This window comes from Desulfofarcimen acetoxidans DSM 771 (assembly GCF_000024205.1).
Lineage (GTDB): Bacteria > Bacillota > Desulfotomaculia > Desulfotomaculales > Desulfofarciminaceae > Desulfofarcimen > Desulfofarcimen acetoxidans.
Genome location: NC_013216.1, coordinates 603,235 through 620,212, shown reverse-complemented (window position 1 = coordinate 620,212; position 16,978 = coordinate 603,235). Strand labels below are relative to the sequence as shown.

The window sequence follows — 16,978 nt, the reverse complement described above, 5'->3', positions numbered from 1 at the left end:
CCTTTCTGCGACATAGTTAATAAGTCCACCTGCGGCAATTATTTGCTGCATAAACGGAGGCACCACCGTAGCTTGATAGGTCTCTCCCTTGGTCACATTGGTAATAGTACCTGTTTCCGCATTAACGGAAACCTCATTTCCTTCATCTATACCTTCCACTGCTTCTGTTGATTCCAGAATAGGCAGCCCGATATTGAAAGCATTCCGGTAAAATATACGGGCAAAAGACTTGGCAATCACGCAGGAGACTCCGGCATATTTGATGGATATCGGGGCATGCTCACGCGAACTGCCGCAACCGAAGTTCTTATCAGCTACAATCACATCCCCGGGCTGAACTTTTTGCGCAAAAGAGGTATCGGCATCTTCCATACAATGTTTGGCCAGTTCAACCGGGTCAGAAGTATTTAAGTAACGGGCCGGAATAATGGCATCTGTGTCAATATCGGCTCCGAACTTCCAGGCTTTACCCTTTAATCCCATTTACTCCACCTCCCAGGGTCCGGCAATTCGGCCCAAAATAGCAGAAGCTGCTGCTACTGCCGGGTTGCAGAGATAAACTTCGCTTTCCGGTGAGCCCATACGTCCGACAAAATTGCGGTTGGTAGTAGCCAGAGAACGTTCTCCTTTGGCCAGTATCCCCATGTAACCGCCCAGACAAGGGCCGCAGGTAGGTGTGCTGACCGCCCCGCCGGCATCGATAAAGATCTCAATCAAGCCCTCGCGCATAGCCTGCTTGTAAATTTGCTGTGTGCCGGGGATTACGATTAAACGAATTCTGTCGCTGACCTTTTTCCCCTTCAACACACCGGCTGCCAGGCGCAAATCCTCCATCCGACCATTGGTGCAGGATCCGATAACCACTTGATCCAGCTCAACCAACCCGGCTTGACTGACCGGTCTGGTGTTTTCCGGCAGGTGAGGGAAAGCTACCAGCGGCTCGATTTTCGAGGCATCGTAGCGGCGTATATCGCTGTAGACAGCATCAGCATCGCTCTTATAGAAAGTATAGGGCTTCTTCACCCTGCCTTCCACATAAGCCCGGGTGATTTCATCCGGCGCCACAATACCGTTCTTACCGCCTGCCTCAATAGCCATGTTGGCCATAGTCAAACGCCCGTCCATGGACAGCTTTTCAATGGCCGGCCCGGCAAATTCCATAGCTTTGTATAATGCACCGTCAACTCCGATGTCCCCGATGATGTGCAGAATTAAATCCTTGCCGCCCACCCAGGGCCGGAGCTCGCCTTCAAAAACAAAGAGCATGCTTTCCGGCACTTTCAGCCAGGTTTCTCCCAGTGCCATGGCAGCAGCCAGATCCGTGCTGCCCACACCGGTGGAGAAAGCGCCTAAGCCGCCGTAAGTGCAGGTATGAGAGTCCGCCCCGATGACTAAATCCCCGGGGCCGACCAAACCCTGCTCGGGCAAAAGACAGTGTTCTATACCCATTTTGCCCACATCAAAGAAATTTACTATACCGTGTTTCTGAGCAAAGTTTTTAACCGCTTTGCCCTGTTCGGCCGAGGCAATATCTTTGGCCGGGATAAAGTGATCCAGCACCAGGGCAATTTTTTCACGGTCAAAAACAGAATCCACACCTATTTTACTAAATTCTTTAATCGCTACCGGCGCGGTGATATCGTTTCCTAAAGCCAGGTCAACCTTGACATTCACCAGTTCGCCGGGCACTACTTTATCTTTGCCCGCGTGTGCGGCCAGTATTTTTTCAGTTACCGTCATTCCCATTTTCTCTTTATTCCTCCCGCCGGTCTGCTTCATATACCAATTTATTCACTGCATCAACGTAAGCCTTGGCGCTGGCCTCCAGTATATCAGTACTGACACCGCGGCCAATAAAAGATTTGCCCTTTTCATTGCTGATTTTAACCGTTACATCCCCCTGGGCATCCCTGCCCCCGGTAATGGCATCAAGGGAGTAATGCAGTAAGGTACAATTAATTCCGGCAATTTTATCTATTGCTTTATATATGGCATCCACCGGACCATCCCCGAAAGCAGTATCCTGCAATAATAAATCATTGCTCAAGAGCCCCACCATGGCCATTGGTTTGATCGTGCTGCCGCTGGTGATATTAAAATATTCCATAATATATTTAACAGGCACATGGCTGCGGGTTTCTTCTTCTACTATAGCTTCCAGATCACGATCCGTGATGTTCTTTTTCTTATCCGCTAAGTCTTTAAAACGTACAAATGCTTTGTTTAACTCAGCCTCTGACAATTCATAGCCCAGATCACCCAAACGCTTTCTGAACGCATGACGACCGGAGTGTTTTCCCAATACTAAATTGTCCTGATTGATCCCGATCATGGCCGGGTTCATTATCTCATAGGTACTTCGTTCCTTTAAAACACCGTCCTGGTGAATCCCGGACTCGTGAGCAAAAGCATTCTTGCCCACAATAGCTTTGTTAGCCTGCACTATCATACCGGTAAGTTTACTGACCAGTTTGCTGGTGCGGTAAATCTCTTCGGTGTTGATATTCGTATTCAAGCCAATAAAATCTTTTCTGGTTCTTAAAGCCATGACTATCTCTTCTATAGCGGCATTACCCGCCCTTTCACCTATACCGTTAATGGCCCCCTCAACCTGTCTGACACCGTTTTGCACAGCTGCCAGAGAGTTGGCTACGGCCAAACCCAGATCATTATGACAGTGGACACTGACAACGGCCTGATCAATGTTAGGTACTCTCTCCATAAGGCTCCTGATGAAATTCCCATACTCCTGAGGCATAGCATAACCTACGGTATCAGGGATATTTACTGTAGTGGCTCCTGCCTTGATTACCGCCTCCACCACCCGGCTTAAAAAATCCAGGTCGCTGCGCGAACCGTCCTCCGCCGAAAACTCTACATCAGAAGTGAATTTTTTAGCGTACTTGACGGCTTCAACAGCCATTTCCAGAACTTTATCCGGTTCCATCTGCAATTTATAGCGCATGTGAATAGGTGAAGTAGCCAGAAAAGTATGAATACGCGGCTGCTCGGCTTCCTTGAGTGCCTCCCAGGCCCGGTCTATGTCCTTGAAATTGGCCCGGGCCAGGCCGGCTACAGCAACACCTCGCACCTCGCGGGCAATACCCCGCACTGCCTCGAAATCACCGGTAGAAGCAATAGGAAAGCCAGCTTCTATTATATCTACACCCAGTAAGGCAAGCTGCCTGGCTATCTGTATTTTTTCACTGAGATTAAGACTTACTCCCGGAGACTGTTCGCCGTCCCGTAAAGTAGTGTCAAAAATATATACACGCCGGCTGTTAGTGCTGCTTACACGGGCGGAACCGTCACTTTCTTGAACGTCGTCTATAATAGTTGGCTGCTGGCTCATGATTATACCTCCTACCCCTCAATGGCTTCATCTATACATTTACCGGCCATAACCATCGGGTAAACGTTTTCATCCTCCTGCACAAAGCAGTTGATAATAGCCGGACCCTGTGAACTCAATACCTCCGGCAATATGGCATTTAATTCTTCCGAAGTTTTAATGTCAAAACCCTTCATTCCGTAAACCCTGGCAATACCGGCAAAGTCCGGGTGATAGCTGAAATCCACGGCCATATAGCGTTTGTCGCAATAAAATTCCTGCAGCTGGCGCACCATGCCCAGGCGTCCGTTGTTTAAAACTATAACTTTAACCGATAGGCCCTGTTCCATAACTGTCGCCATTTCCTGTAAATTCATTTGAAAACTGCCGTCACCCGAAATCAGTATAACCTGCTTACCGGGACAGCCGAATTCAGCTCCGATAGCCGCCGGGTAGCCGTAGCCCATAGTGCCCAAACCTCCGGAAGAGATGAAGGAACGGGGCTGGATATGCCGGTAATAATGAGCTGCCCACATCTGGTGCTGGCCTACATCTGTACAAATGATAGCATTTCCCTGTGCCACCTCATTTAGTTTCTCAATTACCTGCTGAGGTTTTAAACCTTCTCCTGCCGCCGGCTCATAACGCAGAGCGTATTGTTTTTTTAATTCAGCAAAGCGTTCCAGCCACTGCCGGTTGTTTTTCTGCTCCAGTAGGGGAATAATCTGCTGGATAACCGTCTTTACGTCACCGGCCACGGGCAAGTGCACGCGTACATTCTTGCCGATTTCCGCCGGATCAATATCCACGTGTATAACACTGGCGTCGGGCGCAAAACCGGCGATTTTACCTGTAACCCGGTCATCAAAACGAGCGCCCAGAGTTATCAACAGGTCACATTCGGTAACAATCTTATTGGCATACATTGCCCCGTGCAGTCCCAGCATACCGGCAAAAAGCGGGTGATCACCGGGAAAACCGCCCAGCCCCAGCAGGGTATGGGTCACCGGAGCGCCGATAGTCTCAGCCAGCACTTTCAGCTCATCATGAGCACCCGCACTGACCACACCGCCTCCGGCATAAATAACCGGGCATTGAGACTTTTTGATCATCTCTGCGGCTTTTTCCACCTGTTCATCGTCAGCCCTGTAATTCGGTTTATATCCGCGCAGGTTGATTTCTTCCACTTCTTCATAATCAATTATAGCCGAAGTAACATCTTTGGGCAAATCTATCAATACCGGGCCCGGCCTGCCGGTACGGGCAATATAGAAGGCCTCGCGAACAATTTTAGGTACCTGTTTGGGATCTTTAACAAAATAGTTATGCTTAACTACAGGCATAGTAATACCTGTAATATCCACTTCCTGGAAGGCATCCGTACCCACCATGCCGGTCGGCACCTGCCCGGTAAAAGCCACAATGGGCACTGAATCCATATAGGCATTAGCAATACCTGTCACCAGGTTTGTGGCTCCGGGACCGGAAGTAGCCATGCAAACACCTACCTTGCCGGTAGCACGGGCATAACCGTCAGCCGCGTGCGCGGCCCCCTGTTCATGGCGCACCAGTACGTGTTTAATTTTATTGGATTTATAAAGTGCATCATATACAGGGAGGATTGCACCACCAGGATAACCGAAGATAACTTCCACGTTTTCCCGCTCCAAACACAGTACCAGGGCTTCCGCGACAGTAATTCCCATTTTTATTCCTCCCTTGTTAATTATTTAATTAATTATTTTCAAATTTTAAGATTGAGTCGGAAGTTCGACACGGATAAGTATCGAACTTCTCCGGCCGGTCTTATTTCTTCTTCAACCAGGGCATCATTTTTCTCAAACCGGCACCGACAACTTCAATTTGACTTTCGGACTGAGCTTTCTTAATGGCATTAAATACCGGGCGGTTAACCTGGTTTTCCAGCATCCAGTTGCGGGCAAACACGCCGTTCTGAATCTCCGCCAGCACCTGTTTCATTTCTTTACGGGTTTCCTCGGTGATGATGCGCTTGCCTGTCATATAATCACCGTACTCGGCAGTGTTGCTGATGGAATAGCGCATGAAGTTTAAGCCACCCTCATTGATCAAGTCTACGATCAATTTAACTTCGTGCAGGCACTCGAAATAAGCCATTTCTGGTGCGTATCCCGCCTCCACTAGGGTGTCAAAACCTGCCTGGATTAATTCGCACAGACCGCCGCAGAGAACTGCCTGCTCTCCAAACAGATCAGTTTCAGTCTCTTCTTTAAAACTGGTTTCAAAAACACCGGCTTTGGTGCCGCCCAAACCCTTGGCATAGGCCAAACCGATATCCTTGGCCTTGCCGGAATAGTCTTGATGCACGGCCACCAGGCAGGGAACACCGGCACCGTCAACGTACATTCTGCGCACCATATGACCGGGGCTCTTCGGCGCTACCATAATTACATCAACATTAGCAGGCGGCACAATTTGCCCGAAGTGAATATTAAAGCCGTGAGAAAACATCAATACATTGCCCTCGGATAAATTGGGAGCAATCTCTTCATTATATACTTTAGCCTGGGTTTCATCCGGCAGGAGTATCTGAATAATATCAGCCTGATTGGCAGCCTCAGCTACGGTGGCCACGGCCAAACCATCAGCTTCTGCCTGTGCCCAGCGCTTGCTGTCACGTCTCAAACCTACTACTACATCCACACCACTGTCTTTTAAATTCTGTGCCTGAGCATGGCCCTGGCTGCCATAACCCATAACTGCAATCTTTTTACCTGCCAGCAAACTTAAATCCGCATCCTGATCATAATACACTTGAACCACTGGTGAAGACCTCCATTTCAATAATTAGGATTTCCGTTGATACAGTATTTAGTATACATGCAAACAGCAACACTTTAAACCATATAATAAAATCTTAACTATCATTCCATTAACCGCAATTGCGGGATTAATCACCTCCATGATTAATCCTCATTTAAGGATGTGGCTTTAGCACCTCTTAACATAGCGATCTTACCTGTACGGGCCACTTCTTTGATACCGAAAGGTTTTAAGGCTTCTTCCAAACCGTTAACCTTACCGGAATCCCCGCTGGCTTCAACTATTAATGTTTCCTGACCGATATCCACAATATGCGCCCTGAAAATATCCACTATCTGCATGATTTCCGATCTGGTCTGGGTATCTGCATTAACCTTGATGATTATTAATTCTCTGTCAACATGTCTCTCAGAAGATATGTCGTCAATTTTAATTACATCCACCAGCTTGTTCAGCTGCTTGCGCACCTGTTCGAGAACCTGATCGTCACCTTCAACAACAATGGTCATACGGGAAATCGTTGGATCATCTGTTCTGCCTACAGCCAGACTGTCAATATTAAAACCTCGGCGACTGAACAAACCTGATACCCGGGCCAGTACCCCCGGGTTATTTTCTACCAGCACAGCAAGCGTATGCAGCATTGGCGAAACCTCCTTTCGTTACCTCTTATTTTCCTAACCGAGCATATTCTTTAGTTCACAGCCGGGAGGAACCATCGGATACACGTTTTCCTCCCTCTCCGTCACAAAGTCCAAAACCACCGGTTTATTGATAGCAAAAGCTTCTTCCAGAGCAGGAGCCACTTCATCACGTGTAGTTACTCTTATACCCACAGCACCGTATGCCTCAGCTATTTTAACAAAATCAGGATTTTTAAGTTCGGTGTAGGAATAGCGCTTATCATAGAAAAGTTCCTGCCACTGTCTAACCATGCCCAGATAACCGTTATTGAGTATAGCCACCTTAACCGGCAGTTCATAATTAACTGCTGTGGCCAGCTCCTGTATGTTCATCTGAAAGCTGCCGTCACCCGATATATCAATAACCAGCTCATCAGGACAAGCCGCCTGCACACCCAGAGCGGCAGGGAAACCGTAACCCATAGTGCCCAGGCCGCCAGAAGAGATGAAAGTCCTGGGATAGTTGTAGTTATAGTAATGGGCGGCCCACATCTGGTGCTGACCTACCTCCGTGGTAATACGCACCTTTTTATCCAGTGTCAGACGATTAATCTCACTGATGATTGATTGGGGCTTCAAGCCGCCTTCGTTAAAGAAGGCCAGGGGATATTCCCTTTTCCAGGTCATGCACTTGGCCAGCCATTCCGTAAGAGACTTTTCTTCAATGCGTTCCAGCAGCCTTTGCAAAGCAATTTTCACATCACCTATAACAGGAAAATGAGTGCCGACATTTTTACCTATTTCCGCCGGGTCAATATCTATATGAATGATCTTTGCGTCTTTGGCAAAATCATCCAACTTACCGGTAACCCGGTCATCAAATCTCGCCCCCACAGCAATAACCAGATCGGTTTCACACATGGCAAAATTAGCGGCTTTGGTACCGTGCATACCCAGCATGCCTAAAAACTGCGGGTGCTCACCGGGAAAACCGCCAAGCCCCATCAAAGTATTGGTTACCGGAGCCTTTATCTTTTCCGCCAGTGCCAGCAATTCTTCATGGGCACCGGAAGAAACCACACCGCCGCCGGCATATATTATCGGGCGGACAGATTCATTAACAGCATTGGCCGCCAGCACCACTTGCTCCTCAAACGGCTCGATAATTGGGTTATAACCGGGTAAATTAATGGGTCCGGGTGCTTGATACTCTATTATGCCGGCAGAAACATCCCTGGGCAAATCCACCAGCACCGGTCCCGGCCTACCGGTATTGGCTATATAAAAAGCCTCTTTTATGGTGCGAGCCAATTCGCTGACATCCTTCACCAAATAATTGTGTTTAGTTATTGGCATGGTAATACCTGTTATGTCTGCTTCCTGAAAAGAGTCTCTGCCTAAAAGAGCAGTCGCTACCTGCCCGGTAAAAGCTACCATTGGAATGGAATCCATATAGGCATTGGTCAAACCGGTTACCAGGTTGGTCGCACCGGGCCCGGAGGTAGCCAAACAAACCCCGGCCTTTCCGGTAGCTCTGGCATAGCCGTCAGCAGCATGCACTGCCCCCTGCTCATGCCTGGTCAAAATGTGCCTGATATCCGCATCGTAGAGTGCGTCATATATAGGCAATACCACACCGCCAGGATACCCGAAAATTGTATCCACTCCGTGTTCCTTTAAACACTTGACTAAAATTTCCGCCCCGGAAAGCTTCATTGCTTTAACCCACCTCTCTTAAATCCTCTTTGATACTAAATCAATCTTTTGCCAATACTGCTCCTGTACTTGCAGAAGTAACCATTTTTGCGTAACGGGCCAGATATCCTCTTGTAATCTTTGGCTCCGGTATTACCAGCTTTTTCATTCTTTCGTCTATTTCAGCTTCTGTCAAATCTACGTTTAGGCGGCAGTTGGGAATATCAATATCTATCATATCTCCATCTTGAATTACAGCTATAACACCGCCCAGAGCTGCTTCCGGCGAAACGTGGCCAATAGCGGCTCCCCTGGTTGCTCCGGAGAAGCGGCCGTCAGTTAACAAAGCTACTTCTTTATCCAAACCCAGACCGGCCAAGGTAGCCGTCGGGGTAAGCATCTCTCTCATACCGGGCCCGCCCCTGGGGCCTTCATAACGGATAACCACTACATCACCTTTTTGTATAGTCTGGTTCATAATGGCATCCATTGATTCCTCTTCCGAGTTGAACACGCGGGCCGGACCCCGGTGCACCAGCATCTCAGGTGCTACTGCGGATTTCTTCACCACAGCGCCGTCCGGAGCGAGATTGCCTCTCATAACAGTGATACCGCCGCTGGGACTATAAGGATCTTCAATATTGCGGATAATATCCCGGCGCAATACTCTACTGCCGTTGATGTTTTCCCCTACAGTAACTCCGGATACTGTTCTGCTGTTCAAATTCAACAAATCGTGCTTTGAGAGTTCTGCCATTACAGCCGGTATGCCGCCTGCCTCATCCAGTTCTTCAATAAAATGCGGCCCGGCCGGGCTTAACTTGCACAGATTCGGTGTGCGCTCGCTGGTTTTATTAACCAGCTCCAGATCAATGATCACTCCCGCCTCACTGGCAATGGCAGGCAGGTGTAAAATCGTATTGGTTGAACAACCAAGCGCCATATCCACGGTCAAGCCGTTATTGAAAGCATCCATGGTTAGAATATCCGAGGGACAAATGTTTTCTTTCACCAGATACATTATCTGCATGCCTGTCTGTTTAGCCAAACGCCTGCGTGCTGCCGAAACAGCGGGAATGGTTCCGTTGCCCGGCAGGGCCATACCCAGCACTTCAGTTAAGCAATTCATTGAATTAGCCGTAAACATACCCGAACAGGAACCGCAACCGGGACAAGCGGCCTCTTCCAAATCGGCCAACTCTTCTTCCGACATCTTGCCGGCTCTTACAGAACCCACAGCCTCAAAAACATTTGTCAGGGATTTATGCTGGCCCTTAATTTTACCTGCCAGCATCGGACCGCCACTGACAACTATAGCCGGAATATTCAAGCGGGCCGCCGCCATCAACATGCCCGGAACTATCTTGTCACAGCTGGGAATTAAAACTAAGCCGTCAAAAGGATGCGCGATAGACATAACTTCAATGGAATCAGCAATCAACTCACGGCTGGCCAATGAGTACTTCATGCCTGTGTGATTCATGGCGATACCGTCACAAACTGCAATAGCGGGAAATTCTATCGGAGTACCGCCGGCCATCCTGATTCCGGCCTTAACTGCCTCAGCAATATCGTCCAGATGGAGATGACCGGGAACTATTTCATTTTGTGCATTCACTACACCTATTAAAGGTCTGGCCAATTCCTGGTCAGTATAACCCAATGCTTTAAACAGGGATCTGTGAGGAGCTTTTTCCAGACCTAATTTCATAGCATCACTACGCAAAACATACCATCTCCTTAAAACAACAGCGTCTGTTACTGCTTTATATTCTAAATCAATCAAGGGTTTTTGTTCCCTGCTCTAACAAAAGGCTTATTCAGGAAAAATCTGCGGTCCGTCTGTCTCAGTCAACTCATGGAAGGCTTTCATCAAGCTATGAGTCATGGGACCTGGTTTACCATTGCCAATTGACCTGCCGTCCACCTGAACTACCGGAATACATTCGGCGGCAGTGCCTGTTAAGAAACATTCATCGGCTATAAATATATCGTGTCTGGTGAAAAGAGTCTCCACTACCGGAATACCTTTAGTCCTGGCTATCTCTATAACACAATTTCTAGTAATGCCTTCCAGCAAACCGGCATACACGGGCGGTGTGATTAAAACACCGTCTTTAATAATGAAAATATTATCGCCGGTAGCTTCGGCCACATAACCTTCATTGTTCAGCATCACGGCTTCAGGCACACCTGCCAGGTTAGCTTCAATCTTAGCGAAAATATTATTCAAATAGTTAAGAGATTTTACCCTGGGATTAACAGCCTCACCCGCATTTCTGCGAGTCGGTACAGTGACAGTAATTAAACCGTTGTTGTACAATTCTTCCGGATAAAGTTGAATGCTGGCGGTAATGCAAAATACTGTAGCTTTCGTGCATTTGCGGGGATCTAAACCCAGGTCACCTTTGCCTCGGGTAACTACCAGGCGTATATAAGCATCCCTCTGGTTGTTGCGGCGCAGTGTTTCCAAAACAACCTCACTCATTTTCTCCATGCTCAAGGGGATATCCAGCATAATGGTTTTGGCCGACTCATAAAGTCTCTTGATGTGTTCTTCCAGTTTAAACACCCGGTTGTGGTAAGCCCGGATACCTTCAAATACCCCGTCCCCATACAGCAGGCCGTGATCGAATACTGATACAACTGCTTGTTCCTCCGGCACGTAATTACCGTTTAGATAGATGATTAAACCCATTTTCCAATCGCTCCCATATTTAAATTTGATTAGTTCTGCAAATGTTTAAATTTCAAGAAAGCCGCCTTAAGCGACTTTCAAGCAGCCACAGGCACTCGTGCTCGTTGGAAATTATACAATGCTAGCTTTACCTATCCACGGATCCATCATAAGCATAATTTCCTAGAGTGCAAGAATAAAACGCAAAAAAAGACCCGCAGATATAGTCCAGGAGTGGAACCTATCCGCTTGGGTCTTTTATCCCCACGGTGTAACCCTTCGGATTCCCATCCGATCGGCCTGTACCGCTCGGTCCAGCCCCCTGCCGCAATGCAGAGCGGAACCCTAGGTACACTTCCCCTCTAAAGCTGACTTACAGCCGCATTAATATGCAGCCTTTTGTTTCATTAACCAGCGCCGTATACAATACGCCTTTAACAGGAGAAACTTATAAGTTGAATGCTCAATAAAAGTATAAAAACCCCTCGGTCCGGCATAGTGAAATACAATACCAGGGACGAGGGGTTAAAACCCTGCGCGGTACCACCCTGCTTGCTGCCACTGAGAAAAAGTGTCAGCCCCTCAAGTGTCCGAATAATGAACACGTTTTTGATAACGGGTGCTAGAAGACCCGGCCTAAGCTTACTGGGATAGTCCTTTCAGCCGGCAGCTCCGGGGTGATGGTATTCCTGCTTTCTGCACCGGTTTCCAGCTCGCCCGGTTCTCTGTGGCATTATTTCAGGATACGGTCCCCTTCATGACTATTGCTCATTATAACTTGTTATCCAGTATACAGAAAGTGGCTTTTTCTGTCAAGGAGTTTTGTGTTATATCAAGATTAAAATTGATCAGCATCGCTTACACACATAAATTTGTACTTCATTTAAATAATGATTTATCCACAGATCCATCATAAGCATAATTTTCTGGAATACAATAAACCAATTAGAAAATTTACTCTAAAGAGAAGGATTAATTAAACAGCGGCTAGAATTAACAATAATTTAAAATCTATGAGGAGGGATTAATTCTGTTTAACAATCTCAGAAAATCGATTATTATTGCCGCGATTCTATGTGCTAATCTGTTCTCAGGGCTGCCCTCATGGGCTGAATCTGTAAAAAGTGATTTCAGCAGTACAGCCGGGTCTTATATGTACCAGGAATCAGGAGTATTAATAGAACTGCCCCCAGGTGCACTTAAGTATCGCGCCACTATTATGCTGGAAAACACCCCGTACAACAAAATAACTCCCGTTAACGACTTGTACGTTTACAAATCCGTTGATATTAACACTATCAAAAACGGCGGCAGCACAATAACCTCTCTGGAAAAGCTGGCTCGTATCAGTTTCTTTTTTGATTATATTGATTTTAAACGGGCTTCCCAATTGAACACTAACTTATCAATGGGACATTTTAGAATTGCTTATTGGGACGACACTATACAAAATTGGAAGCAATTACCCTCACAGGTATTCTGGAATGAAGATAAAAACCAGGGAATGGTTGAAGCTGAAATAGACCGGAGCAAGGCGCGTTATGCTCTTCTTTGGTCAAATAGACAAGGGGAGCAATTAAGCCCGGTTTCTACAGGTGGAATCCGTATTATGGTTAACTACATACCGGTTAAAGCTCAGGTTGCACCTTATATAAAGAACGGTAGAACCATGGTTCCTTTGCGGGCCATTGCTGAAAGCTTAGGAGCACAAGTATACTGGATTAGCTCTGAACAGCGCATTGAATTGCTGCAAAATATGAACAAACTGCAGCTGTGGATAGGAAAATCCACAGCTTTGAAAGACGGCCAATCCTTATTGCTTGATGTAGAACCCGAAATAGCCGGTGGCTACACTTTTGTACCCCTGCGTTTTGTCTCCGAGGCTTTTGGCGCAAAGGTTAGCTGGGACGAGATTACTAAGACGGCCAAGGTTGTCAGCAATTAATTTTTAGTACCTAATTTCCTTTTGGTGTAGGTCTATCTTGTCTTAGAACTTTCATACAGATCACTACAAATAGTCCTAGCTTGGCTAAAAGGCGGGGCTATTTGTAGTCTAAGCTAAAACTTATCAAATACTTCCTCATGTTCTCTATTAAACATTTGTTTAACAAATCCCATATTTTTCTAACAATACTGCAACTTGCTGTTACCGGAGATAATATGGTATAATAAGGAAAGAGGTGATAGTATCTATGTGCTTTACTAAAAATACACTTCCCGACTTTACCTGTAAGTTCTTTTGGGATGTAGATACGAGAAAAATTGACATCTGTGAGAATTATCGTTTTGTACTTGAACGATTACTGGAATACGGTGATGACCAAACATTAAAATGGCTGATGTCTTTTTACAGTGATAAGCAAAGGCTGGAAGTTATAAAAAACAGCAGAATTAAGTTTTTTTTACAAAACTCCGAAAAGATTTTATTAAACTTGAAACTAGTTTTAAAGAGGAACAAAGACCTTAAATGTCTTAATTCCTCTTTTTTGTTTGTTCTTTCGCTTATTTAAACTAATGTTATACAGAGGCCAAGCAATAAAATAATTATTGTAAATTCTAGAATTAAAATCATAAGAATGTTAAATAATATTTTAAGGTATTTTTTTTGAAATGGAGGCTTTTAACTGTGGTATTTGGTTTATTTAGAAAATTCATTAGGAAGCCGCCGCAGAGAAAACCCGCCAGTTGCAACAGATCTGCCAAAAAGCAGCCGGAAACAGATCGAAGGATCTACAATACCGGTGAACTAAAAGAAAAACAGGTCTCAAGCAGCCTGAACATTAATTTGGAAATGCTGCAAAGCATTCTGGGGCAGAACTCAGATATTATTTTCAGACGTTTCAACTTAGGTATGACAGAAGAGACAGAATTGGCTGTGATCTACGCAGAAGGTATAACTGACAAAACCAATTTAAATAACAACATTCTCAATCCTTTAATGTTGGAATCACACAGAAGAGGTTTTAACCCTTCTAAAGAAAACATTCTCTATATGATTAAAAATTTTGCTGTTACTGTATCTAACGTATCCGAGGCCAGTAATATTAACGAGCTGGTCACAGCTACTTTGGAAGGCAATGTAATTCTGTTTATAAATAACCAGCCCACAGCTTTGATCTTGCATAATACCGGCGTCAAATCACGGGCCATCAGCGAACCTCAAACAGAAATTTTGGTGCGCGGACCCAAAGAGGGGTTCATTGAAAACCTGACTACCAATATCTCACTAATCCGAAGACGATTAAAGAGTCCCAATCTTATTTTTGAAGATTTACATATTGGCAGAATCACTTATACCAGAGTAACCATAACATATATAAAGGGTATAGCTTCTCCTGACCTGGTGGCAGAAATAAAACGCCGGCTGGGTCGCATAGATATTGACGGAATTCTGGAAAGCGGTTATTTGGAGGAACTGATTGAAGACAATACTTTCTCTCCTTTCCCTCAAATTCTTCATACCGAACGGCCAGACAGAGTAGCTGCCTCATTGCTGGAGGGACGTGTAAGCATTTTAACCGACGGAACTCCCTTCGCCTTAATCGCACCCGCAGAGTTTGTTAGTTTTATGACTTCACCTGAGGATTATTATGAACGTTACTGGTTAGGTACTGCCATACGCTGGCTAAGGTACATAGCTATGACTATGTCCTTACTGCTGCCTTCACTGTATATTGCGGTTACTACCTTTCACCAGGAGATGATCCCCACCAGGCTTCTCATCAGCATAGCAGCATCCCGGCAAGGAGTTCCCTTCCCCGCACTGGTTGAAGCACTGGCTATGGAATTCACATTTGAGGCCATACGCGAGGCAGGTATCAGATTGCCCCGGGCCATTGGACAGGCGGTCAGCATTGTGGGTGCGCTGGTTATAGGACAGGCTGCCGTGCAAGCCGGCATAGTATCTCCGCTGATGATTATCGTAGTGGCTGTCACCGGCATGGCCTCTTTTGTAAATCCTTCTTATAATATGGGGATTTCCCTGCGGCTTTTAAGATTTCCCATGATGCTGCTGGGTGGTACACTGGGACTGTTCGGAATAATGGCTGGGATACTCTGTATTTTTATCCACCTGGCCGGTCTGAGAAGCTTTGGTGTCCCCTACCTGGCCTCCCTGGCCCCCTTGCATTTAGGCGATTTAAAAGATGTATTAATACGCGCGCCCTGGTGGGCTATGGATAAGCGACCGGATGAGACAGGCAAACTAAACAGTCGCAGACAGAGCCGGGGGTTGAAGCCTTCCGTAAGCAACCGGACGGATAAACGGGAGGATGATCAGAACTGATAAAAAAAACTATATTTCTGGCAATGCTATTACTTACCGTTATATTTACACAAACCGGCTGCTGGGACAGGAAAGAGGTAGAAGATCTGGCTATTGTGCTGGCCATTGCCATAGAACCGGGATCAGGCAATAATATTAAAATAACCGTACAGAATGTAAATCCTGCTTCAGCCGGAAAAGGTTCCGTGGTTGGGAGTGGAAGCGGCATGCAAACGGGAACAAAATCTTACCGCAATCGCAGCATTGAAGGAAAAACCATGTTTGACGCTATACGTGAGCTCTCCCGGCAATCACCGCAGCAGCTTTTCTTCGCCCATAATCAGCTGATAATTTTTTCAGAGGATTTAGCTCAAAAACGAGGTGTAAGCGATATCATAGACTTTCTGGAACGCAACCCTCAAATCAGACGCAACACCTGGGTATTAGTGGGCAGGGGAGAAATGGCCACTCTGCTGGACGAGCCCGGCCGCCTGCAAACCACCCCATCCCAGCGTATTTTTGATATTATCAATCAGCGCGACTTCAGTTCCAAATACGCCATAAAAAGATTGGGTGACTTTCTGGAAATGCTGGAGAGCAAAGATAAACAAGCCTATACAGCAGTGGTTGAATACACTCCAAACCTGGCAGTTCCCAGAGAACATGAGGAGCACGGCATGGAGCACGGCATGGAGCAAGGACAACCACCGGAACCGCATGATAATATAGAACTCAGGGGTACAGCAGTTTTCCGTGAAGATAAAATGGTGGGATGGCTGAATCCGGAAGAAAGCAGGGGACTGCTCTGGGTAAGAGGAGAAGTGAAAGGCGGTATTATAGATATCCCCAGTCCGGATGAAAAAAATAAACCCATCTCTTTAGAAATTTTAAGCTCAAAAACAAAGCTTGAGCCACAAATTAACGAAGGACAACTCCAGATAAATATTAATGTAAAAACAGAAACAAATATAGCTGAAACAACTTCCACCATGAATATTGCCAGACCTGAAAAAATAAAAGAACTTGAGAAACTGGTGGGCAAGGCAGTTCAAGCTGAAATACAGGCGGCTTTGGATAAGACCATGCAGGAATATACTACAGATGTACTGGGCTTTGCTGAGGCAATTCACCGCAAGTTTCCATCTGAATGGAAGAGTTTGGGAAAAAATTGGTCCAGTACATTTCCGACGGTTGAAGTAACTATCACGGTTGACGCAAAAATCCGCCGTATAGGATTAGTGTCGGATCCTCTAAAACCTCGACTTTAAGCTTACTCAATTACTATTTATGTGGAGGCATAAAAATTGATTTGGTTGCTTAGCCTGGTATTTATAATTATAATCGCACTTGAGGTACCCGCTTTAATAAGGAAAAAGCTGTGGCGGGAACTAACTGCCTACAGTATAATTATGCTTATCGGCATGATCTACAGTTACGGACAGCTGTTGGACATACCTCTGCCCAATCCAACCAAGGGCATAGAGGCTGTCTTTAAACCTGTCAGCCAAATGCTGCAAAAACTATTGTCCTAATTTTTAGGAGCAAAATATAATTTTTTTATGATAAGGTGAATCGTTTCAGATCTC

Annotated in this window: 13 protein-coding genes and 1 pseudogene; 5 read left to right on the top strand and 9 right to left on the bottom strand. The window is 46.0% G+C overall.

Going from position 1 to position 16,978, the window contains the following annotated elements; all coding sequences use genetic code 11:
* Positions 1-18: 18 nt before the first annotated feature.
* The 9 genes and pseudogenes from DTOX_RS24045 to ilvE all read right to left on the bottom strand — a co-directional run.
* Positions 19-483 (bottom strand): annotated as a pseudogene (locus DTOX_RS24045) (3-isopropylmalate dehydratase small subunit); the annotation flags it as partial.
* On the bottom strand, positions 484-1,746 hold the full coding sequence (gene leuC, locus DTOX_RS02930) for a 3-isopropylmalate dehydratase large subunit (protein WP_015756235.1): 1,263 nt from the start codon (positions 1,744-1,746) through the stop codon (positions 484-486).
* A 7-nt stretch (positions 1,747-1,753) separates the two neighbouring features.
* A complete protein-coding gene (locus DTOX_RS02925) occupies positions 1,754-3,352 on the bottom strand; it encodes a 2-isopropylmalate synthase (protein ID WP_015756234.1) in 1,599 nt (532 codons plus the stop codon).
* Between the two features lie 11 nt (positions 3,353-3,363).
* Positions 3,364-5,037, bottom strand: coding sequence for a biosynthetic-type acetolactate synthase large subunit (gene ilvB / locus DTOX_RS02920; protein WP_015756233.1), 1,674 nt, complete (start codon positions 5,035-5,037; stop codon positions 3,364-3,366).
* Between the two features lie 100 nt (positions 5,038-5,137).
* Entirely contained in the window at positions 5,138-6,133 is a 996-nt protein-coding gene (gene ilvC / locus DTOX_RS02915; protein ID WP_015756232.1) for a ketol-acid reductoisomerase, read from the bottom strand.
* 143 nt (positions 6,134-6,276) lie between these two features.
* Positions 6,277-6,777, bottom strand: coding sequence for an acetolactate synthase small subunit (ilvN, locus tag DTOX_RS02910; protein ID WP_015756230.1), 501 nt, complete (start codon positions 6,775-6,777; stop codon positions 6,277-6,279).
* A 33-nt stretch (positions 6,778-6,810) separates the two neighbouring features.
* Complete coding sequence (gene ilvB, locus DTOX_RS02905; protein WP_015756229.1) at positions 6,811-8,472, bottom strand: biosynthetic-type acetolactate synthase large subunit; 1,662 nt, start codon at positions 8,470-8,472, stop codon at positions 6,811-6,813.
* Positions 8,473-8,512: 40 nt separating this feature from the next.
* Positions 8,513-10,177, bottom strand: coding sequence for a dihydroxy-acid dehydratase (gene ilvD / locus DTOX_RS02900; protein WP_015756228.1), 1,665 nt, complete (start codon positions 10,175-10,177; stop codon positions 8,513-8,515).
* Positions 10,178-10,267: 90 nt separating this feature from the next.
* On the bottom strand, positions 10,268-11,149 hold the full coding sequence (gene ilvE, locus DTOX_RS02895) for a branched-chain-amino-acid transaminase (protein ID WP_015756227.1): 882 nt from the start codon (positions 11,147-11,149) through the stop codon (positions 10,268-10,270).
* A gap of 1,132 nt (positions 11,150-12,281) precedes the next feature.
* Between ilvE and DTOX_RS21245 the strand changes: the two genes are divergently transcribed.
* The 5 genes from DTOX_RS21245 (at position 12,282) to DTOX_RS02870 (ending at position 16,924) form a co-directional block, all read left to right on the top strand.
* Complete coding sequence (locus DTOX_RS21245) at positions 12,282-13,073, top strand: copper amine oxidase N-terminal domain-containing protein (RefSeq protein ID WP_015756226.1); 792 nt, start codon at positions 12,282-12,284, stop codon at positions 13,071-13,073.
* A gap of 247 nt (positions 13,074-13,320) precedes the next feature.
* On the top strand, positions 13,321-13,638 hold the full coding sequence (locus tag DTOX_RS25220; RefSeq protein ID WP_015756225.1) for a DUF6922 domain-containing protein: 318 nt from the start codon (positions 13,321-13,323) through the stop codon (positions 13,636-13,638).
* 116 nt (positions 13,639-13,754) lie between these two features.
* On the top strand, positions 13,755-15,413 hold the full coding sequence (locus tag DTOX_RS02880; protein ID WP_015756224.1) for a spore germination protein: 1,659 nt from the start codon (positions 13,755-13,757) through the stop codon (positions 15,411-15,413).
* Between the two features lie 23 nt (positions 15,414-15,436).
* Entirely contained in the window at positions 15,437-16,660 is a 1,224-nt protein-coding gene (locus DTOX_RS02875; protein WP_015756223.1) for a Ger(x)C family spore germination protein, read from the top strand.
* Positions 16,661-16,696: 36 nt separating this feature from the next.
* The gene (locus tag DTOX_RS02870) at positions 16,697-16,924 is read left to right on the top strand and encodes a hypothetical protein (RefSeq protein WP_015756222.1); all 228 of its coding nucleotides are present in this window, start codon (positions 16,697-16,699) and stop codon (positions 16,922-16,924) included.
* Positions 16,925-16,978 lie beyond the last annotated feature (54 nt).

What these genes read in the sequence shown, in the direction of transcription:
- leuC (WP_015756235.1), bottom strand. Translation starts at nt 1,746, where the DNA reads ATGGGAATGACGGTAACTGAAAAAATACTGGCCGCACACGCGGGCAAA.
- DTOX_RS21245 (WP_015756226.1), top strand. Translation starts at nt 12,282, where the DNA reads ATGTACCAGGAATCAGGAGTATTAATAGAACTGCCCCCAGGTGCACTT.
- DTOX_RS02875 (WP_015756223.1), top strand. Translation starts at nt 15,437, where the DNA reads ATGCTATTACTTACCGTTATATTTACACAAACCGGCTGCTGGGACAGG.
- ilvE (WP_015756227.1), bottom strand. Translation starts at nt 11,149, where the DNA reads ATGGGTTTAATCATCTATCTAAACGGTAATTACGTGCCGGAGGAACAA.
- DTOX_RS25220 (WP_015756225.1), top strand. Translation starts at nt 13,321, where the DNA reads ATGTGCTTTACTAAAAATACACTTCCCGACTTTACCTGTAAGTTCTTT.
- ilvB (WP_015756233.1), bottom strand. Translation starts at nt 5,037, where the DNA reads ATGGGAATTACTGTCGCGGAAGCCCTGGTACTGTGTTTGGAGCGGGAA.
- ilvN (WP_015756230.1), bottom strand. Translation starts at nt 6,777, where the DNA reads ATGCTGCATACGCTTGCTGTGCTGGTAGAAAATAACCCGGGGGTACTG.
- ilvB (WP_015756229.1), bottom strand. Translation starts at nt 8,472, where the DNA reads ATGAAGCTTTCCGGGGCGGAAATTTTAGTCAAGTGTTTAAAGGAACAC.
- DTOX_RS02925 (WP_015756234.1), bottom strand. Translation starts at nt 3,352, where the DNA reads ATGAGCCAGCAGCCAACTATTATAGACGACGTTCAAGAAAGTGACGGT.